The following is a 19,436-nucleotide window of genomic DNA, read 5'->3' on the forward strand; positions in this document are numbered from 1 at the left end:
GACACGGGTCCGCATACCCATGCATATGCCGCAATAAGGTCAGGTCATGGCTCTCCCCCGGCCGACGGCCCGGCGCGCCGCGGCCGTGTGGCGCTTCCTCAGGCGGCCGCCCGTCCTCGACGCCGCTCTGGTGCTCGCGCTCGTCGCCGCGGCCTGTCTCGGCCTGGTGGCGGTGCTCCTGCAGGGTGATCGCGAGGCGGCCGCGGGCGCCGCGCACTTCATGATCACCACGGTCCCCCTCCTCGTACGGCGCCGCCACCCGGTCGCCGCCGCCGCCCTGGTCGCCGCGCTCGACCTGATGGGCCTGGCCACCGGCATCGTCGAAGGCGCCAACGCGTCCGCGGTGATCGCCCTGTACAGCGTCGGCCGCTACACCGGGGGAAGGCCGGCCGTCCTCGTCACCACCGCGGCCACGATCGTCTACAACGTCGCCGGCGCGATCGCCGTGGACGGGCCCAGCACCGTGTTGCCCACCGCTTTCCTGTTCTTCGCGTCCATGGGGACGGGGCAGTTCGTCCGCGTCCGCGCCCAGCTCAGGGAGCGCGATCAGACGGAGGCGGCCGAGGCCGCGGTCCGCGCCGAGCGGCGGCGCATCGCCCGCGAGCTGCACGACGTCGTCGCACACCACCTCAGCGTCATCAACGCCCTGGTCGGCGGCGCCCGCGCGACGCTACCGCCGGGCCACGACGTCACCCGCGACGCCCTGTCGAGCGCCGAGGGCACCGCCCGGCAGGCGCTCGCCGAGATGCGCCAGCTCCTGTACGTGCTGCGGGCCGACGGCGACGGCTCCGACGCCGCCACGGGCGTCGGCGCGGACCGCCTCCCCGCGCTGGTCGAGGAGGCCCGCACCGCCGGGCTCCCCGCCGAGCTGACCGTGATCGGCACGGCCGTGCCCCTGCCGGCGGCCGTGGACCACGCCGTCTACCGCATCGTCCAGGAGGCGCTGACCAACACCCGCAAGCACGCGCCGGGCGCGCGGGCCCGGGCGCTGCTCGCGTACGAGCCGGACGCGGTCGAGGTGGAGGTCCTCGACGACGGTGCCGCCGGCGCGCAGACGGACCGGCCGCCGGGGTTCGGGCTCGGCGGCATGGCCGAGCGCGTGGCGCTGTGCGGCGGCGAGTTGCGCGCGGGCCACCGGCCGGAAGGCGGCTTCCGGGTGCACGCCCGCATCCCCCTGGAGATCCCCGTGGAGCAGGCATGATCACGGTGTTGCTGGCGGACGACCACGCGCTGGTGCGCAAGGGCTTCCGGCTCATGCTCGACGCCCAGCCGGACATGACCGTCGTCGGCGAGGCGGCCGACGGCGAGGAGGCGGTCGAGCGGAGCAGGCGGCTTCGCCCCGACGTGGTGCTGATGGACCTGCACATGCCGGGCCTCGACGGGGTGCGTGCCACCGAGCTCATCACGGCGGAGCTGCCCGGCGTGCGGGTGCTCGCGCTCAGCACGTTCGACCTCGACGAGAACGTGCTGGCCGCGTTGCGGGCCGGCGCCAACGGGTTCCTGCCCAAGGACGTCTCACCGGAGGAGCTGGTGGAGGGCGTGCGCGTGGTCCACCGGGGCGAGTCGGCCGTGGCGCCGAGACTGCTGACCCGCCTCATCGGCACGTTCGTCCGGGCCGCGCGCCCCCGCCGCCCGGGCCGGCGCTCCACCCTGAGCGGGCTGACCGAGCGGGAGCGCGAGATCCTCGTGCTGATCGGCCGGGGCCGCTCCAACGGCGAGATCGCCGCCGAGCTGGGCGTCTCCCCCTCGACCGTGAAGAACCACGTGACGAGCCTGTTCGGCAAGCTCGGCGTCAGGGACCGGGCCCAGGCGGTGATCGTGGCCTACGAGTCAGGGGCGATCACCCCAGGAGAGTAGGACCGCGCTCCCAGAGGCCCCGCCCGCGAACGGTCCTCCGGCAGGAGGTCCGCCCGCCGCCGCCCGGCCAGGCTGGACACATGACCGCGATAACCGCGACGAACCTGACCAAGAGCTACGGCCGGACCGTCGCCGTGGCCGGCCTCTCCTTCGACGTCAGACCCGGCCACGTGACCGGCTTCCTCGGGCCGAACGGCGCCGGCAAGTCCACGACCATGCGCATGATCCTCGGCCTCGACCGCCCCACCGGCGGCTCGGTGCTCGTCGACGGCACGCCGTACCGGGAGCTGCGGCACCCCCTGCGCAAGGTGGGCGCGCTGCTCGACGCCAAGGCCGTGCACGGCGGGCGCAGCGCGCGCGACCACCTGCTGGCCATCGCGCAGGCCAACGCGATCCCCGCGAGCAGGGTCGGTGAGGTGCTGGAGACCGTCGGCCTGCGCGAGGTCGCCAGGAGGCGCGTCGGCGGCTTCTCCCTCGGGATGGCGCAGCGGCTCGGCATCGCCGCCGCGCTCCTCGGCGACCCCGAGATCCTCATCTTCGACGAGCCGGTCAACGGGCTCGACCCCGACGGCATCCTGTGGATCCGCACGTTCATGCGCGACCTGGCCGCCGAGGGGCGGACGGTGTTCGTCTCCAGCCACCTCATGAGCGAGATGGCGCAGACCGCCGACCACCTCGTCGTGATCGGCAGGGGCCGGCTGATCGCCGACACGAGCATGACGGAGTTCATCGGCCGCAGCTCCCAGGCGTACGTGCGGGTGCGCTCGCCGCGCCTGGCCGAGGTGGCCGAACTGGTCAAGGTCGGCAGCCTGTACGCCGACCACCTGCGCGTGACGGCGATGTCGCCGCTGGAGATCGGCGCCCTCACCGCCCGGGCCGGCCTGCCGCTGGAGGAGCTGACCCACGTGCAGCCCTCGCTGGAGGCGGCGTACATGGAGCTCACCAAGGACAGCCTGGAGTACTCGTCATGATCGACATCATCCGCTCCGAATGGACCAAGATCCGGTCGGTCCGCTCGACGGTGTGGACTCTCGCCGCCACCGCCGTACTGATGCTGGGCCTGTCCGCCCTCTTGAGCGCCTCGGCCAGGAACACGGCCGAGGGACCGATCGCGGGCGAGGAGGCGATCATGCTGAGCCTGACCGGCCTCATGCTGGCGTCGCTGTCCATGGCCACCCTGGGTGTGCTGGTGATCTCCAGCGAGTACCGCACCGGGGGCATCCGCACCTCGTTCATGGCCGTGCCCCGGCGCATGAGCCTGCTGACCGGCAAGATCACGATGTTCGCCGCGATCTCGCTGGTCGTCTGCACCGTCGCCTCGGCCGGCGCGATCGGCGTCGGCGTGGCCATCTCCCAGCCGCCGTCGATCGAGCTGGGCGACGTGGCGCGGTCCGCGCTCGGGTCCGGTCTCTACCTGACCGCCTGCGGGCTGTTCGGGCTGGGACTGGGCACGCTGGTCAGGCACACGCCGGGCGCGATCGTGTCGGCCATCGCGCTGATCCTGGTGCTGCCCTCGCTGGCGAACCAGCTTCCTGGCGAGTGGGGGCGGACCGTGGCCGCACACTTCACCACGAACGCCGGCCTGCTCGTCGTGTCCGGCGAGGGCAACGGCTCCCTGAGCTCGTGGGGCGGGTTCGCCGTCTATCTCGGCTGGATCGCCGTCACGCTGGCCGTCGCGGCCGCCCTGATGCACCGCCGCGACGCCTGACCCACCGGACGGCCTCCCCGGCGTACCCGGCCTCGGCCGGTGGGTGCGTGGAGGCCGGGTCGCGACGGTGTCAGCCGGAGGCCAGCTCGCGGCCGCGGTCGCGGGCGGCCTCGATGGCGGCCAGGAACGCGGCCCGTACGCTGTGCCGTTCGAGCTCGGCGATCGCGGCGATGGTGGTGCCGCCGGGCGAGGTCACGGCCTCGCGCAGGATCACCGGGTGCTCGCCCGAGTCGCGCAGCATCACGGCCGCGCCCACGATGGACTGGGTCACCATGTCGAGCGCGGCGGCCCGCGGCATGCCGAGCAGGATGCCCGCGTCGACCATGGCCTCGACCAGGTAGAAGAAGTAGGCGGGCCCGGAGCCCGACAGTGCGGTCGCGGCGTCCTGCTGCGCCTCGGGAATGCGCAGCACCTTGCCGACCGGCTTGAGCAGGTCCTCGGTGTGCCGCAGGTGCTCCTCGCCCGCGTGGGCGCCGGCCGAGATGACGCTCATCGCCTCGTCGAAGCGGATCGGCGTGTTGGACATGACGCGCACCACCGGCACCTCGACGTCGAGCCGCTGCTCGACGAACGCGGTGGTGATGCCGGCCGCCGCGGTGATCACCAGCCGGTCGGCCGGGACGTGCGGGGCGATCTCGGCCAGCAGTGTGGCCATGTCCTGCGGCTTGACGGCCAGGACCAGCGTCTCGGCGACCTTGGCCGCCTCGGAGTTGGACAGCGTCCGCACGCCGTACGTCTCGCGCAGCACGCGCGCCCGCTCGGGCCTGCGCGTGGTGGCCACGATGTCGTCCGGCTGGCGTCCCGCCCGCAACAGCCCGGACAGCAGCGCCTCGCCCATCTTGCCGGTGCCCAGAATCGCGATCACGTCGCACCTCCCGCGAGCAGCCTACCCGGCGCCATACCGGCCGCCCGCACGCCAGGTCGCCGTCCCGGCGGCGACCCGGCGGGAACCGCTCAGCGGCGGCCGAGCAGGGAGCGCAGGAAGAAGGCGAGGTTGCGGGGACGCTCGGCCAGGCGGCGCATCAGGTACGGGTACCAGTCGGAGCCGTACGGCACGTAGACGCGCATCTGGGCGCCGAGCCGGGCCAGCCGGTCCTGCTCGCGGGGCCGCACGCCGTACAGCATCTGGAACTCGAACCCGGAGTGGTCACGGCCGTGCAGCACGGCGAGCGCCGAGGCGATCTCCACCAGCCGGGGGTCGTGCGTGGCGACCATGGGGTAGCCGGCGCCGGCCATGAGGACCTTGAGGCATCGCACGTACGCGCGGTCGATGTCGGCCGGCGCGGTGAGGGCCCCCGGCGCGCTGTAGGCGCCCTTGCACAGCCGCACCCGGACGCCCTCGGACTCGGCGAGCCTGGCGCAGCGCTCCACGGCGCCGGGAAGGTACGACTGGACGACCACGCCGACCGTGGGCTGCTCCTTGAGCAGGGTGGCGTGCACCGAGTGGAGCTTGCCGATCGTGTCGTGCTCCTCGGCGTCGAGGGTGACCGTGATGCCGCGGGCGGCGGCGTGCTCGCAGATCGTGGCGGCGTTGTCGAGCGCGAGCTGCTCCGACAGGCGCAGGCCCAGCGCGGTGAGCTTGACCGACACGTCGGCGCCCTCGGGCAGCTGGGTCAGCAGGGCCAGGTAGGCCCGCACCTCGCGCTCGGCCTGGGCCGGGTCGGCGACCTCCTCGCCCAGGTGGTCGGCGCTGACGAGCAGGCCCTCGCGGGTGAGCCGGGAGACGACGTCCCGCACGTCGCCGGCGACGTAGCGGCTGACCACGTCCCTGGTCAGCGGCGAGGTGGACACGACCCGCTCGACGCGGTCGCTCCTGGAAGCTGCGAGCAGCACCTGACGAAGCACGTCCCCAACCCTAGCCCGATGCCCCCGCCCCGCGGCGGATCGCCGTCCGCCCCGGTGCGCGATCCGCTCACGCTCCTTGAACCGGGCGGGCGTGCCGTCCGTCGTAGGGGTATGCGGACCTTGAAAGCGACTCTTCTGGCCGGATCTGTCGTGCTCGCGATGGGATGCGGCACGACGACGCCCGCCGGGCAGGCCGGACCGCCCTCCCGAGGGCAGGCCGCCTCTCCCGCTCCACACATCCCCGTCTCCGTCCCCGCGGCGACGACCCCGCCCAAGGGCCCCCAGCCGGTCAAGCCCACGGGCGACGCGGTGAACGTGCGCAAGGTGCCCTGGCAGACGGCCCGGGCCGTCAACAAGAGCCGCATGATCCGGCTCGTGTGGTCGTCCGGCGTGGAGCCCTGCACGGTGCTGGACCGGGTCAAGGTCAAGGAGACCGCGAAGACCGTGACCGTCACCCTGTACGAGGGCGCCTCCCCCAAGGCGAAGAACGTGGCCTGCATCATGATCGCCATCGAGAAGACCACGACCGTCAAGCTCAAGGCCCCGCTCGGCAAGCGCAAGCTCGTGGACGGCGCCAAGCACTGACCCCAGCGGCCCCGCGACCCCTGACAGGCCCCGCCCCGGTACGGACATCCGTGCCGGGGCACTTTCTTGGAGCAATGTGCGTTCTGTCGGAATGCCGGGCGAGTCATCTAGGTTGAGTCCAGTAGGCTCAAGTCGTTTGACAAAGCCTCCCGGCATTCGTAGCTTGAGTCTGACCGACTCAACTTTGACCACAAGGACGTACTCATGGCACGTGCGGTAGGTATCGACCTTGGGACGACCAACTCCGTCGTCTCGATCCTCGAGGGCGGTGAGCCCACCGTCATCGCCAACGCGCAGGGCTCGCGGACCACGCCGTCCGTGGTCGCCTTCGCGAAGAACGGCGAAGTCCTGGTCGGCGAGGTCGCCAAGCGCCAGGCCGTCACCAACGTGGACCGCACCATCCGCTCCGTCAAGCGCGAGATGGGCACCAACTGGTCCCAGGAGATCGACGGCAAGAAGTTCTCCCCGCAGCAGATCAGCGCCTTCGTCCTGCAGAAGCTCAAGCAGGACGCCGAGGCGTACCTGGGCGAGAAGATCACCGACGCGGTGGTCACCGTCCCCGCGTACTTCAACGACGCCCAGCGGCAGGCCACCAAGGAGGCCGGCACCGTCGCGGGCCTCAACGTGCTGCGCATCATCAACGAGCCCACCGCCGCGGCCCTCGCGTACGGGCTCGACAAGGAGCAGGACCAGACGATCCTGGTCTTCGACCTCGGCGGCGGCACCTTCGACGTGTCCCTGCTCGACGTCGGCCAGGAGGACGGCCACGGCTTCGTCGAGGTGAAGGCCACCTCCGGTGACAACCACCTCGGTGGCGACGACTGGGACCAGCGCGTCGTCGACGAGCTCGTCAAGCGCTTCCAGAACGCCCACGGCGTCGATCTGTCCAAGGACAAGATGGCTCTGCAGCGCCTGCGCGAGGCCGCGGAGAAGGCGAAGATCGAGCTGTCCAGCCAGTCCGAGACCAGCATCAACCTGCCCTACATCACGGCCTCCTCCGAGGGCCCGCTGCACCTCGACGAGAAGCTGACCCGCGCCGAGTTCCAGCGGCTGACCGCCGACCTGCTCGAGCGGACCAAGGGCCCGTTCCACCAGGTCATCAAGGACGCCGGCATCAAGGTCTCCGACATCGCCCACGTGGTGCTCGTCGGCGGCTCGACCCGCATGCCCGCGGTCACCGAGCTGGTCAGGGAGCTGACCGGCGGCAAGGAGCCCAACAAGGGCGTCAACCCGGACGAGGTCGTCGCCATCGGCGCCGCCCTGCAGGCCGGCGTGCTCAAGGGCGAGGTCAAGGACGTCCTGCTGCTCGACGTGACCCCGCTGTCGCTGGGCATCGAGACCAAGGGCGGCATCTTCACCAAGATCATCGAGCGCAACACCACGATCCCGACCAAGCGCTCCGAGGTCTTCACCACGGCCGAGGACAACCAGCCGTCGGTGCAGATCCAGGTGTTCCAGGGTGAGCGCGAGATCGCCTCGTACAACAAGAAGCTCGCCACGTTCGAGCTGACCGGCATCGCCCCGGCGCCGCGCGGCATCCCGCAGATCGAGGTCACCTTCGACATCGACGCCAACGGCATCGTCAACGTCTCGGCCAAGGACCTGGGCACGGGCAAGGAGCAGTCGATGACGATCACCGGCGGCTCCGCGCTGCCGAAGGACGACATCGAGCGGATGATGCGCGAGGCCGAGTCGTACGCCGAGGAGGACAAGAAGCGCCGCGAGGAGGCCGAGGTCCGCAACAACGCGGACGGGCTCGCCTACCAGACGGAGAAGTTCCTCCGCGAGAACGACGACAAGGTCCCGGGCGACATCAAGACCGAGGTCAACGACGCGCTCGGCGAGCTGAAGAAGGCCCTGGAGGGCACGGACACCGACACGATCCGCACCTCCGCCGAGAAGCTCGCCACCGTCAGCCAGAAGATGGGCTCGGCGATCTACGCCCAGAGCCAGCAGCAGGCCGGCGGCGAGGGCGCCCCGCAGGGGGCCGCGCCCGGCGACGGCCAGCAGCAGCAGCAGAAGGCCGACGACGACGTGGTCGAGGCCGAGATCGTTGACGACGACCAGCCGAAGAAGGACCAGTGATGCCGCCGCGTGACAACGGGCACGAGCACGGTGAGCCGGTGATCCGCGACAACCGCAAGATCGACCCGGAGACGGGGCTGCCACGCGTCAGTTCGGAGGGGGCCGAGGCCCGTTCCGAGCAGGCGCCGGCCCCCGACCAGGCCGGGACGACGACCGACGGCGAGCTGGAGGCCCAGCTCGCCGAGCGGACCGCCGACCTCCAGCGGCTCCAGGCCGAGTACACCAACTACCGCAGGCGCGTCGAGCGCGACCGTGTCGCGGTGCGCGAGCAGGCCGTCGCGGGGGCGCTCATGGAGCTGCTGCCCGTGCTCGACGACATCGGCCGGGCCCGCGACCACGGCGAGCTGACGGGTGGCTTCGCGAAGGTGGCGGAGTCCCTGGAGGCGGCGGTCACCAAGCTCGGGCTGAGCGCGTTCGGCCAGAAGGGCGAGCCGTTCGACCCGATGGTCCACGAGGCGCTGATGCACAGCTACTCGCCGGACGTGACCGAGCCAACCGCGGTCGAGGTCCTGCAGTCCGGCTACCGGATGGGCGAGCGGGTGCTGCGCCCGGCCCGGGTGGCTGTGGCCGAGCCCGAGGACGCCCCCCCGGCGTCCGGCGACATCGCCGACTGACTCCGGCGACGACAACTCCACGAACATGGACGAAGGGCTGTAGATGAGCACCAAGGACTACCTGGAGAAGGACTACTACGCCGTCCTTGGTGTGCCCAAGTCCGCCACCGCCGATGAGATCAAGAAGGCGTACCGGAAGCTGGCCAGGCAGTACCACCCCGACACCAACCAGGGCGACACCGCCAAGGAGACCAAGTTCAAGGAGGTCTCCGAGGCGTACGACGTCCTGTCCGACGGCAAGCGCCGCAAGGAGTACGACGAGGCGCGGACGCTGTTCGGCTCCGGTGTCGGCGGCCAGCGGCCCGGCGGCGGTGGCGGGTTCCCGTTCGACTTCGGCGACCTCTTCGGCGGCACGGCCGGCCCCCAGGGCGGCCACGGCGCCGGGGAGCGGCTCGGTGACCTGTTCGGCGGGCTGTTCAACCGCACGGGGAGTGGTGGTGCGACCCGCACCACCAGCACCACCAGGCCCCGCCGCGGACAGGACATCGAGTCCGAGGTCACGCTCACGTTCACGGAGGCGGTCGAGGGCACCACGGTGTCCCTCCGGCTCACCAGCTCGGCCGCCTGCGCCGCGTGCAGCGGCACGGGAGCCAAGGCGGGCACCACCCCGCGGGTCTGCCCCACCTGTGAGGGCACCGGCGCGGCCAGCCGCAACCTGGGCAACTTCGCCTTCTCCGAGCCGTGCCGCGACTGCAAGGGCCGCGGCCTGCTCGTGGACGACCCGTGCCCCGTGTGCGACGGCAGCGGCCGGGCCAGGAGCACGCGCACCATCCAGGCGCGCATTCCCGCGGGGGTGGCCGACGGCCAGCGGGTCCGGCTCAAGGGCAAGGGCGCGCCGGGCGAGAACGCGGGACCCGCGGGCGACCTGTACATCCTCACCCACGTCAAGCCGCACGCGGTCTTCGGCCGCTCGGGCGACAACCTGACGATCACCGTGCCGGTGACGTTCACGGAGGCCGCGCTGGGCGCCGAGATCAAGGTGCCCATCCTCAAGGGGATGCCGGTCACGCTGCGCATCCCGCCGGGGACCCCGAACGGCCGCACCTTCCGCGTCCGCGGCCGGGGCGCCGCCCGCAAGGACGGCACGAAGGGCGATCTGCTCGCCACGGTGGAGGTGGTCGTCCCGCAGAGCCTCGACGACAAGTCGCGCGAGCTCCTGACGGAGTTCGGCACCGCGACGGCGGGTGACGACCCGCGAGCTGATCTCATTCAGAGAGCCAGAAGCGAGTAGCCGATGGACGCCAACTATTTCGATCTCTCAGACGACACGCCCGTCTACGTGATCTCGGTGGCCGCGCAACTCTCGGGGCTGCACCCGCAGACGCTGCGGCAGTACGACCGGCTGGGGCTGGTCAGCCCCGGACGTACGGCGGGGCGCGGCCGCCTCTACTCGACGCGCGACATCCTCCAGCTCCGCGAGGTGCAGCGGCTCTCCCAGGAGGAGGGCATCAACCTCGCCGGCATCAAACGGATCCTGGAGCTGGAGAACGAGGCGTTGCGGCTGCGCGAGGAGGTCCACCGCCTGCGCGCCGAGATGCAGATGGTCAAGGCGCTTATCCGCTACGAGCTGCCACCGGGGGCCTAGAACAAGATGGACTACAAGCTCACTCAGAAGAGCCAGGAGGCTCTCTCGGGGGCCATGCGGCGCGCCGCCGCCGAGGGTCACCCGGAGATCTCCCCGGCCCACCTGCTGACCACGCTGCTCGGCCAGACGGGCGGCACCGCGGTCCCGCTGCTGGAGGCCGTGGGCGCCGACTGGAAGGCCGTGCGCGCCAGGGCGGAGGAGCAGCTGGCGGCGCTGCCGAAGGCGCAGGGCTCCACCGTGAGCGCGCCGACGAGCTCGCGCCAGCTGCTCACCGTCATCAACACCGCGGCGCAGCGCGCCAAGCGGCTGGAGGACGAGTACGTCTCCACCGAGCACCTGCTCGTGGGCCTGGCCACCGACGGCGGCCAGGTGGCGGAGCTGCTCAAGGGGCAGGGGGCCACGCCGCAGGCGCTGCTGGACGCGTTCGAGAAGGTGCGCGGCCACGCCCGCGTCACCAGCGAGACGCCCGAGGACACCTACCAGGCGCTGGAGAAGTACGGCGTCGACCTGACCGAGCGCGCCCGCGCGGGCCGGCTCGACCCGGTCATCGGCCGTGACTCCGAGATCCGCCGCGTGGTGCAGGTGCTGTCCCGGCGCACCAAGAACAACCCGGTGCTGATCGGCGAGCCCGGCGTCGGCAAGACCGCCGTCGTCGAGGGCCTGGCCCAGCGGATCGTGGCGGGCGACGTGCCCGAGTCGCTGCGCAACAAGCGGCTCATCTCGCTCGACCTGGGCGCGATGGTGGCGGGCGCGAAGTACCGCGGCGAGTTCGAGGAGCGGCTGAAGGCCGTGCTGTCCGAGATCAAGGAGAGCAACGGCCAGATCGTCACCTTCATCGACGAGCTGCACACGGTCGTCGGCGCGGGCGCCGCCGAGGGCGCGATGGACGCGGGCAACATGCTCAAGCCCATGCTGGCCCGCGGCGAGCTGCGCATGATCGGCGCGACGACGCTCGACGAGTACCGCGAGCGCATCGAGAAGGACCCGGCGCTGGAGCGCCGCTTCCAGCAGGTGTACGTCGGCGAGCCGACGGTCGAGGACACCATCGCGATCCTGCGCGGGCTGAAGGGCCGCTACGAGGCCCACCACCAGGTGCAGATCGCCGACAGCGCGCTGGTCGCCGCCGCCGCCCTGTCCGACCGCTACATCACCAGCCGGTTCCTGCCCGACAAGGCCATCGACCTGGTCGACGAGTCCGCCTCGCGGCTGCGCATGGAGATCGACTCCCGGCCCGTGGAGATCGACCAGCTCCAGCGCAACGTCGACCGCATGAAGATGGAGGAGCTGGCCCTCTCCAAGGAGACCGACGACGCCTCGCTCCACCGGCTGGAGCGGCTGCGCAAGGAGCTGGCCGACCGCCAGGAGGAGCTGAGCGCCCTCGTCGGCCGCTGGGAGCGGGAGAAGGCCGGCCTCAACAAGGTCGGTGAGCTGAAGAAGCAGCTCGACGAGGCGCGCGGCTCGGCGGAGCGGGCGCAGCGCGACGGCGACTTCGAGGCGGCGTCCCGGCTCATGTACGCGGAGGTGCCGAGGCTGGAGCAGGCGCTGCGGGAGGCGTCCGAGGCCGCCCAGCCCGACGACGCCATGGTCAAGGAGGAGGTCGGCCCCGACGACATCGCCGAGGTCATCTCGTCCTGGACGGGCATCCCGGCCGGCCGCCTGATGGAGGCCGAGACGACCAAGCTGCTGCGCATGGAGGACGAGCTGGGCAGGCGCCTGGTCGGCCAGCAGCAGGCCGTACGCGCCGTGTCCGACGCCGTCCGGCGCAGCCGGGCCGGCATCGCCGACCCCGACCGGCCGACCGGCTCGTTCGTGTTCCTCGGCCCGACGGGCGTGGGCAAGACCGAGCTGGCCAAGGCGCTGGCGGAGTTCCTGTTCGACGACGAGCGGGCGATGACCCGCATCGACATGAGCGAGTACTCCGAGAAGCACAGCGTCGCCCGGCTCGTCGGCGCCCCTCCCGGCTACGTCGGCTACGAGGAGGGCGGCCAGCTCACCGAGGCCGTGCGGCGCAGGCCGTACACCGTGGTGCTGCTGGACGAGGTGGAGAAGGCCCACCCCGAGGTCTTCGACATCCTGCTCCAGGTGCTGGACGACGGTCGGCTCACCGACGGGCAGGGCCGCACGGTCGACTTCCGCAACACGATCCTGATCCTCACCTCCAACCTGGGCTCCCAGTTCCTGGTGGACCCGACGCTGGAGGGCGACGCCAAGCGCGAGGCCGTGATGGGCGCGGTCCGCGGCGCCTTCAAGCCGGAGTTCCTGAACCGGCTCGACGACGTGATCCTGTTCGACGCGCTCGGCTCGGAGGAGCTGGCCCAGATCGTCGACCTCCAGGTCGACCGGCTGGCGAGGCGGCTGGCGGACCGCAGGCTGACCCTGGACGTCACTCCGGCGGCCCGCGAGTGGCTGTCGCTCACCGGCTACGACCCGCTGTACGGCGCCCGTCCGCTGCGCCGGCTGGTGCAGTCGGCGATCGGCGACAAGCTGGCCAAGGCGGTGCTGTCGGGCGAGATCGTGGACGGCGACAAGGTGCTGGTCGACCTCGGCGACGACGAGCTGACCGTCAAGCGCGCCTGACGCGCGACGTACCGACGACAAGGCCCCGGGGCCGGCCTATCCGGCCGGCTTCCCGGGGCTTTCGCGGGCCCGGGTCCGGGTCGCGGCCCGCTCGCCGGTAAGGGCTGGTCCACCGTTCGGCCAAGCCCGCCCCGGCGCACCGCTTCCCTGGCTAGCTTCGGCCTTCGTCCGAGATCCGCCCGGCGTCCGCCCGGGCAGCGTACCGACGAGGGGGACGTCCAGTGTCAGTGTCATCCCGGTCCTATCCCAGGTCATCCCGGTCCTGTCCCGGCTTTCGGGCCGTCGCGGCGGCCACGCTGAGCGCCGGCGTCATCTGGATCATCGCGGCGCCGCCTCCCGTCCTCGCCCTCACCCACGCCCTCACCCCCGTCCCGGCCGGGGACGAGGGCGGGGCGGCCGGCGAGGAGAGCGCCGCCGCGGTCGCGGCGCGGACGGCGGAGCGCCTCGGCCTGACCGGCCCCCGGGGCGCCGGCTCCCCGATGGTCGCCCCCGACCTGACGGCCACGGCCGCGGGCGTGCCCGTCCTGCCTCCGGGCGCGCGCAACCCCTCGGGCCTGTCCGACGTGTCCACGATGGCCGCCGCGCCCGACCTGCCCGGCCTGCCGGCGGCTCCGGCCCGGCCCGTCCGGACGTTCGACGGGGTGCCCGTCTCGGGGGCCCCGGAGCCGGCCGTCCGCCGTCAGCACGCGCACGAGGCGCCGGACCGCGCACCGAGCCGCCGGGACGCCGCCACCCACGCGGAGGCCCCGCGCACCGGGGCCTCCCGCGTCGCGGAGCCCGGCGTCACCTCGCTCGGCGACGTCGGCACCCTCCTCCCGAGCCTGCCGCTGGGATGATCCCTGTTACGGTGGACCGTGACGCGGGGTGCCCGGAGGGCCGGGCTGAGATCACACCCGTCGAACCTGATCTAGTTCGTACTGGCGAAGGGACGTCGACGTTGTCGTTCTGCGACGAGGTCTGGGCGAGCACCGCCACGCTGCTCGACGCCATCCATCGGCACCCGTTCAACACCGCCCTCGGCGGCGGCACCCTGAGCCGCGACCGGTTCACCTTCTACCTGGTGCAGGACGCCCGCTACCTGGCGGCGTACGCGAAGGTGCTGGCGACGGCGTCGGCGCGCGCCACCGAGCCCGCGGACGCCATGTTCTTCGCCCAGAGCGCGCACACGGCGCTGGCCGTCGAGCGCGCCCTGCACACCGGCTACCTCGACGGGTTCGGGCTGAGCCCCGAGGACGTGGCCGGCATCCGCACCTCGCCGACCTGCCTGGCCTACGCGTCGTACCTCCAGGCGACGGCTCTCAGCGCGCCCCTTCCCGTGCTGGTCGCCGCGGTGCTGCCGTGCTTCTGGGTCTACCAGGACGTCGGAACGGCCCTACTGGAGCGCACGGCCGGCCGGTCCGGCCACCCGTACCAGGCGTGGATCTCCACCTACTCCGACCCGTCGTTCGCCGCCTCGGTGACACAGGTGCGTGCCATCGCCGACCGGCTGGCCGGGACCGCCGACCCCGCCACCCGCCGGGCCATGGCCGAGGCGTTCTGCCGGGCGACGGAGTACGAGTGGATGTTCTGGGACAGCGCGTGGCGGCTGGAGACGTGGCCCACCGGCCAGTGGCTGGCGACCGGCGCGGAGGCCACGGCCGCCCTCTGACCCCGGATCACCCGTACGGCCTGATCGCGGGCATGCCGACGGCAGCGAGCGCCCCTCGGGGCTCTCCCGGGCCGGACAGGACGCCCGGCCCCGGAGAGCCCGGCTCAGGACACCAGGGCGTCGAGCTCGTCCTCGGGCAGGCCCAGGTCGACCCGGATGCGGTAGCGCGTGCGCAGCAGCGCCACATGCTCCGGGTCGTCCTCGTCACTGGCCAGCACGGCCTGGGTCACCCATTCGAGCCCGGCCGGCAGGTCACCGTACGCGACGAGCGTCTCGGCGATCGTGTGGGAGGTCGCCGTGGTGATCCCGCCCTCCGCGCGGATCGCCTCGATGACCTCCCTCGCCTCAGCGGGACGGTCGAGCTCGAAGAGCGTGTCGGCGATGCCGGCGCGTGGGTCGATGAGCGACTCACCGCCGTCCTCCACCGCGCGCTGGAAGCACTCCAGGGCCCGGGCGGGCTGCCCGGCCGAGCGCCATTCCTCGGCCGCGAGGACCAGGATGGACGCCCTGGAGACATCGCCCGAGGAATAGCCGAGCGCGACGTCGTACAGCCGCCTGGCAAGGGAGCTGTGGTCGTCGGCCAGCAGAGCCTGCTCGAGCAGGCGATCAAGGTGCTCACGGGTCACATGCGCCACACCGCGAGACTACCGAGCCAGGTGCCGGTTTGCCCCGGCAATGCACATCGCCGATCCGGCACGACTTTGGCAAGGTCATGTCAAAGGATGCCCGCTTCCGGCGTGTCTTCGCAGGCCGTAGGGCATATAGCGGTCGCGCGCACCGGCGAGGAGGAGGGGCTGCGATGGGCATCTCCAAGCAGACGACCTTCACACTCTCCTGTGCCGTGGCGCTTTCGGTCCTGGTTCCGGGTGCGGCCGGATATCTTTCCGGACGGCTCGCCGCCGTGGAATCGGCCGAGCGCGAACTCCACGCGATCGAGACCCGGCTGGACGCCCGGGAGGCGCGAGAGGACCGCCAGGCGTGGCCGGTGGCGCTCCCGGCGCCCTGCGACGGTGCCCCGACGGCCAAGGACCGCGAGGGGCGCGCCCCCGCGCCCCGGCAACGCGTGACGCCCTCGCAGGCGCCCCAGGCCGGTGAGGCACGCCCGCCGGCGCCCGACACGCGGCCGCCGGCCCCCAAGGCCCAGCAGCCGCACCCGGTGCTCGGCTGGCTCCCGGAGCTCATCCAGCGCCTGCGCCTGAACGACTGACCACTCGGGGAGTCAGGCCGTCTGCGGAGTCCAGGAGCGGAGCTGGCGGGACAGGAAGCCGCGGATGAGCTGCTTGGCCGCCGCGATGATCTCCGGCTCACCGTTCGGGTCACGGCGGAAGGCGAGCTTGAGCACCGCGTCCCCCGCCTCGACCGCCACCAGGACCGCCACGTCCAGCTCATGGCTGTCGGCCAGGCCGAACTCCTGGAGCAGCAGCCCGCGCAGCCGTCCGGCGATCACCGTGTTGTTGTCGGAGTCGGAGTCGAGGAGGTTGAGGTCGACCACGTCGCCGAAGTGCAGGCTTCTGAAGCCCCGGACGGTCCGGTGCATGTCGACGTACTCGTCGATGATCGCGTCGACGGCCTCCCACCAGCCGACGTAGTCCTCCTCCAGGAACCTGCGGCCGACCCTGGAGACGAACTGCTCGACGTTGCGCCGGGTCAGCTCCTGGGTGATGGCCCGCTTGTCGGGGAAGAACTGGTAGACCGACCCGATCGCGACCCCGGCCCGGTCGGCGATGCGGGTGGTGGAGAGCGACTCGTAGCCGATCTCGTCGAGCAGCTCGGCGCAGGCGTCGAGCATCCGCTCGACCCGGCGCGCGCTGCGGCGCTGCGCCGGCCGTCGCCGTAACGGCTGGGGTCGCACGCATTCGTCCATCTGGGGTGACAGCACGAGTTCCATCTTTCCCCCAAGGACACGATCGTTATCTGGCAATCAGTGGATTTCTCACGGCTCCAGATGAGCCTCATGCGAGTTCGGCCGGTGGCCGAGGCGGCGGGCCATGCCGGAGAGCCGGGCCAGCACCCGGGCGGCGCCGGGCGAGAGGCGTGACAGGGCGTACCCGAGCTTGCCCTCGGCGTTGACCGGGACGACGGCCTCGTTCCGGTGGACTGCCCGCAGGATGTGCGCGGCGACGCGCTCCGGCGGGTAGCCGCGCCGCTCCAGCGCCGTCACCGAGATGTCGCGGAGGTCGGTGCCGACGTACGTGGCGTGACGGGCGATGTTCGTGGAGACGAAACCGGGACAGATCGCGCTGACCCCGATGCCCTGCCCGGCCAGCTCGGCCCGCAGGCAGTCGCTGAGCGTCTTCACCGCCGCCTTGACCGTCGAGTACGCGGGCAGCAGCATCGTGGGCGCGAACGCGGCCAGCGAGGCGACGTTGACGATGTTGCCGCCTTCGCCGCGTTCGACCATCTGCGCCGCGAACAGCCGGCAGCCGTGGACCACGCCCCACAGGTTGACGTCGATCATGCGCCGCCAGTCCTCCACGGAGTGGTCGAGGAAGGCGCCGGCGACGAGGATGCCGGCGTTGTTGACCACGATGTCCGGGACGCCGTACTCGGCGCGGACCTGCTGGGCGAAGCTCTCCATCCGGGCGGCGTCGGCGACATCGACCTGCTGGGCGTGGGCCGTGCCGCCGAAGTCCTTGGCGATGCCGGCGGCCGTGCGGGCCGCCGCCGCCTCGTCCACGTCGGCGCAGACCACCTCGGCCCCGTGGGCGGCGAAGGCCCGGGCGGTGGCGCGGCCGATCCCGCTGCCCGCGCCGGTGACGACCGCCAGCCGCCCCGCGAACGCCTTCTCCCTCCCCGGCGAGGACTCCTGCCGGGCGCGGCGCAGGCCCGGCGGGGCCTCGGCGCCGTCCACGTGCGCGGCGAACTCGGCGATCATCCTGGCCACCACGTCCGGCCGGCCGCGCTGCGCCCAGTGTCCCGCCACGATCCTGCGATGCCAGAACCTCGGCGCCCAACGCCCGAGCGAGGCCAGCAGCGCCGGCGAGACGAACGGGTCACGGGTGGCCTCGATGAGCTGCACCGGCACGTCCACCACCGGATCGCCGTGCGACGCGGTGTGGCGGGGCCGCAGCCCGGGACCCATGTTGCGGCGGTACATCCACAGCCCGTTGGCCGCGTCCCTCGACAGCGTGTCCGCGGGGTGCCCGGCGCGCGGCTCGACGCCGTCGCGGACCCGCATGCTCCGCTCCAGCACCGCCGGCATGAACGTCCGCCACGCCGTCTCCGGCAGCGCCGGGGTCTGGAACACGCCGATGTACCAGGACCGTGCGAGCTGCGAGGCGACCTCCGCGGGGCTGCCCTCCCGCATGAACCGGCCGGCCTGGGCCAGCCCCGGCCCGCCGAAGCTGGTGAACGACGCCACCCGCTCCCGGATGCCGGGCCTGCTCACCGCGTCCCAGCCCTGGAGCGAGCCCCAGTCGTGGCCGACGAGGTGGACGGCGGGCTTGCCGATCGCGTCGAGCACCGCCGAGAGGTCGCCCGCGAGGTGGTCGAAGGTGTAGTCCGCGTCGTCGGCCGGCGCGGTGGAGCGGCCCGCGCCGCGCACGTCGTAGCGCACCACGTGGAAGCGGTCGCGCAGCAGCTTCGCGACCTCGTCCCAGACGCGGTGGGTGTCGGGATAGCCGTGAACGAGCAGGATCGTCGGGTGGGCCGGGTCGCCCTCCTCGACCACCCACAGCCGTACGTCACCGGACTCCACCCACCGCATGGCGGCCTCCTCCACGTCGCCGGCCCGTCCAGAAGACATGACCGGCCACGCCGCCCGCAAACGCCGGTCAGGGGCGGGTGGACAGGCCCGTGCAGGAGCGCAGCGCCTTCCAGTCGGCCACCGCCTGCGTCCTGGCGGCGCCGGTCATCGGCACCGGGATGCCGCCCTGGATGGTGGCCGGGGTCCACTGGTCCTTGAGCACCTTGCGCCCGTTGATCGTGAGCGTCAGCACCCCGGTCCGTCCGGTCGTGCCCGGAGTGGAGTTGTAGAAGACGAAGTTGCCCAGGCCGTAGCTGATGTAGGAGCTGCCCAGGTAGCCGGCGCCGAGCAGGATGTGCGCGTGGCCGCCGACCACCACGTCCGCGCCGGCCTTGACCAGCTTGGGGGCCAGGGAGAGCTGCGCCGGGTTCGGACACTTCTGCATCTCGGTGCCCCAGTGCAGGTGGACGATCACGGTGTCGGAGTTCTTGCGGGCCTGCCGTACGGCCCGGAGCAGACGGTCCTCGTTCTTGGCCGAGGCGAGGCCGCCCTTGCCGGGCGTCGCCGTCCAGGCGTTGACGAACTCGGCGTCGAGCACCTGCGTGGCCCCGATGACCGACACGCGGTTGCCGTTGACGACCTTGCGGAACGGCCGGTACGCCTCGGTGTCGTTCGCGCCGATCCCCACCACGGGGAACCTGGACTTCTTGATGGCCGCGAGCGAGTCGGACAGGCCGGTCTCCATGTAGTCCATGCCGTGGTTGTTGGCCATGGACACCACGTCCACCCCGGCGGCCTTGAGCGCGGTGAAGGCGCTGGCGGGCGCCCGGAAGGTGAACTGCTTGCCCGGCGCGGGCGTGCCGCCGGTGGTGATGGCCGTCTCCAGGTTGACCATGGCCAGGTCGGCGCGGCGCAGGACGGACGCGATCGGCCCGAGGGTGGTACGCGGGTTGTTCAGACGGGGGCGCAGCACGCCCTCGAAGTGCACGTCACCGCCGAAGGAGATCGTGAACGGCCGGCGCTCCGGCGACGGCGTGGAGTCCGCCACGGCGGGCTTGTCGAGGGCCTGCTTGCTCTGGGCACTGGGCTGGGGGTCGGGCTCGTCCGCGGCGCACGCGGTGGAGGCGGTGAGGGCGGCGGCGACGGCCACGGCCGCGGCGGCACGACGGGGGAGTCTCATTTGTCGCCACTTCTGCTCGTTCCTGACATTCAGCCAACGAGCATGCCATGGGTGGCGACGCGGCGTG

General features: G+C 72.2%; 18 protein-coding genes, 1 pseudogene and 1 riboswitch. Of the genes and pseudogenes, 13 read left to right on the forward strand and 6 right to left on the reverse strand.

The window, feature by feature from the left end; all coding sequences use genetic code 11:
- Positions 1-46: 46 nt before the first annotated feature.
- The 4 genes from ACIBG4_RS33990 to ACIBG4_RS34005 all read left to right on the forward strand — a co-directional run bounded on the left by ACIBG4_RS33990 (position 47) and on the right by ACIBG4_RS34005 (position 3,565).
- Positions 47-1,201 (forward strand): sensor histidine kinase, encoded by a 1,155-nt coding sequence (locus tag ACIBG4_RS33990; protein ID WP_397205617.1) that lies wholly within the window; start codon positions 47-49, stop codon positions 1,199-1,201.
- A complete protein-coding gene (locus ACIBG4_RS33995; RefSeq protein WP_397205619.1) occupies positions 1,198-1,857 on the forward strand; it encodes a response regulator in 660 nt (219 codons plus the stop codon). The genes ACIBG4_RS33990 and ACIBG4_RS33995 overlap by 4 nt, the downstream gene beginning before the upstream one ends.
- Positions 1,858-1,937: 80 nt before the next feature.
- The gene (locus tag ACIBG4_RS34000) at positions 1,938-2,828 is read left to right on the forward strand and encodes an ABC transporter ATP-binding protein (RefSeq protein ID WP_397205621.1); all 891 of its coding nucleotides are present in this window, start codon (positions 1,938-1,940) and stop codon (positions 2,826-2,828) included.
- Positions 2,825-3,565, forward strand: a complete 741-nt coding sequence (locus ACIBG4_RS34005) for an ABC transporter permease subunit (RefSeq protein WP_397205623.1) — start codon at positions 2,825-2,827, stop codon at positions 3,563-3,565. Before ACIBG4_RS34000 ends, ACIBG4_RS34005 begins: the two co-directional genes overlap by 4 nt.
- 70 nt (positions 3,566-3,635) lie before the next feature.
- Here the strand turns inward: ACIBG4_RS34005 and proC are convergent, their stop codons facing one another.
- Positions 3,636-4,430, reverse strand: coding sequence for a pyrroline-5-carboxylate reductase (proC, locus tag ACIBG4_RS34010; protein WP_310707282.1), 795 nt, complete (start codon positions 4,428-4,430; stop codon positions 3,636-3,638).
- An 89-nt stretch (positions 4,431-4,519) separates the two neighbouring features.
- Positions 4,520-5,410 (reverse strand): proline dehydrogenase family protein, encoded by an 891-nt coding sequence (locus ACIBG4_RS34015; RefSeq protein WP_397205626.1) that lies wholly within the window; start codon positions 5,408-5,410, stop codon positions 4,520-4,522.
- A gap of 120 nt (positions 5,411-5,530) precedes the next feature.
- Here ACIBG4_RS34015 and ACIBG4_RS34020 point away from each other — a divergent pair, with 120 nt between their 5' ends.
- From ACIBG4_RS34020 to tenA, 8 genes and pseudogenes are all read left to right on the forward strand, one after another.
- Positions 5,531-5,995, forward strand: a complete 465-nt coding sequence (locus ACIBG4_RS34020; protein WP_397205628.1) for a hypothetical protein — start codon at positions 5,531-5,533, stop codon at positions 5,993-5,995.
- 204 nt (positions 5,996-6,199) lie between these two features.
- Positions 6,200-8,080 carry a molecular chaperone DnaK gene (gene dnaK / locus ACIBG4_RS34025; protein ID WP_397205630.1) on the forward strand — a complete coding sequence of 627 codons (1,881 nt, stop codon included), beginning with the start codon at positions 6,200-6,202 and terminating at the stop codon, positions 8,078-8,080.
- Positions 8,080-8,694 (forward strand): nucleotide exchange factor GrpE, encoded by a 615-nt coding sequence (grpE, locus tag ACIBG4_RS34030; RefSeq protein ID WP_355434083.1) that lies wholly within the window; start codon positions 8,080-8,082, stop codon positions 8,692-8,694. Before dnaK ends, grpE begins: the two co-directional genes overlap by 1 nt.
- A gap of 43 nt (positions 8,695-8,737) precedes the next feature.
- A complete protein-coding gene (gene dnaJ, locus ACIBG4_RS34035; protein WP_397205632.1) occupies positions 8,738-9,925 on the forward strand; it encodes a molecular chaperone DnaJ in 1,188 nt (395 codons plus the stop codon).
- 3 nt (positions 9,926-9,928) lie between these two features.
- Positions 9,929-10,252 (forward strand): annotated as a pseudogene (locus ACIBG4_RS34040) (heat shock protein transcriptional repressor HspR); the annotation flags it as partial.
- Between the two features lie 33 nt (positions 10,253-10,285).
- Positions 10,286-12,856 (forward strand): ATP-dependent chaperone ClpB, encoded by a 2,571-nt coding sequence (gene clpB / locus ACIBG4_RS34045; RefSeq protein ID WP_310707288.1) that lies wholly within the window; start codon positions 10,286-10,288, stop codon positions 12,854-12,856.
- Between the two features lie 221 nt (positions 12,857-13,077).
- Positions 13,078-13,692, forward strand: coding sequence for a hypothetical protein (locus ACIBG4_RS34050; protein ID WP_397205634.1), 615 nt, complete (start codon positions 13,078-13,080; stop codon positions 13,690-13,692).
- 14 nt (positions 13,693-13,706) lie between these two features.
- A riboswitch (TPP riboswitch) is annotated at positions 13,707-13,802 on the forward strand.
- Complete coding sequence (gene tenA / locus ACIBG4_RS34055) at positions 13,794-14,504, forward strand: thiaminase II (RefSeq protein WP_355434094.1); 711 nt, start codon at positions 13,794-13,796, stop codon at positions 14,502-14,504. (Overlaps the previous riboswitch by 9 nt.)
- Positions 14,505-14,608: 104 nt before the next feature.
- Here tenA and ACIBG4_RS34060 read toward each other — a convergent pair whose 3' ends face one another.
- Positions 14,609-15,139, reverse strand: a complete 531-nt coding sequence (locus tag ACIBG4_RS34060) for a hypothetical protein (RefSeq protein ID WP_310707291.1) — start codon at positions 15,137-15,139, stop codon at positions 14,609-14,611.
- Between the two features lie 206 nt (positions 15,140-15,345).
- Here ACIBG4_RS34060 and ACIBG4_RS34065 point away from each other — a divergent pair, with 206 nt between their 5' ends.
- A complete protein-coding gene (locus ACIBG4_RS34065) occupies positions 15,346-15,711 on the forward strand; it encodes a hypothetical protein (protein ID WP_397205637.1) in 366 nt (121 codons plus the stop codon).
- Between the two features lie 12 nt (positions 15,712-15,723).
- Here the strand turns inward: ACIBG4_RS34065 and ACIBG4_RS34070 are convergent, their stop codons facing one another.
- From ACIBG4_RS34070 to ACIBG4_RS34080, 3 genes are all read right to left on the reverse strand, one after another.
- Positions 15,724-16,368, reverse strand: a complete 645-nt coding sequence (locus ACIBG4_RS34070) for a TetR family transcriptional regulator (RefSeq protein ID WP_310707530.1) — start codon at positions 16,366-16,368, stop codon at positions 15,724-15,726.
- Positions 16,369-16,437: 69 nt separating this feature from the next.
- On the reverse strand, positions 16,438-18,249 hold the full coding sequence (locus tag ACIBG4_RS34075) for an SDR family oxidoreductase (protein WP_397205639.1): 1,812 nt from the start codon (positions 18,247-18,249) through the stop codon (positions 16,438-16,440).
- 28 nt (positions 18,250-18,277) lie between these two features.
- Complete coding sequence (locus ACIBG4_RS34080) at positions 18,278-19,369, reverse strand: CapA family protein (RefSeq protein WP_310707294.1); 1,092 nt, start codon at positions 19,367-19,369, stop codon at positions 18,278-18,280.
- Between the last annotated feature and the right edge of the window lie 67 nt (positions 19,370-19,436).

The sequence above is a fragment of the Nonomuraea sp. NPDC050383 genome (genome assembly GCF_044459125.1).
Taxonomy (GTDB): Bacteria; Actinomycetota; Actinomycetes; order Streptosporangiales; family Streptosporangiaceae; genus Nonomuraea.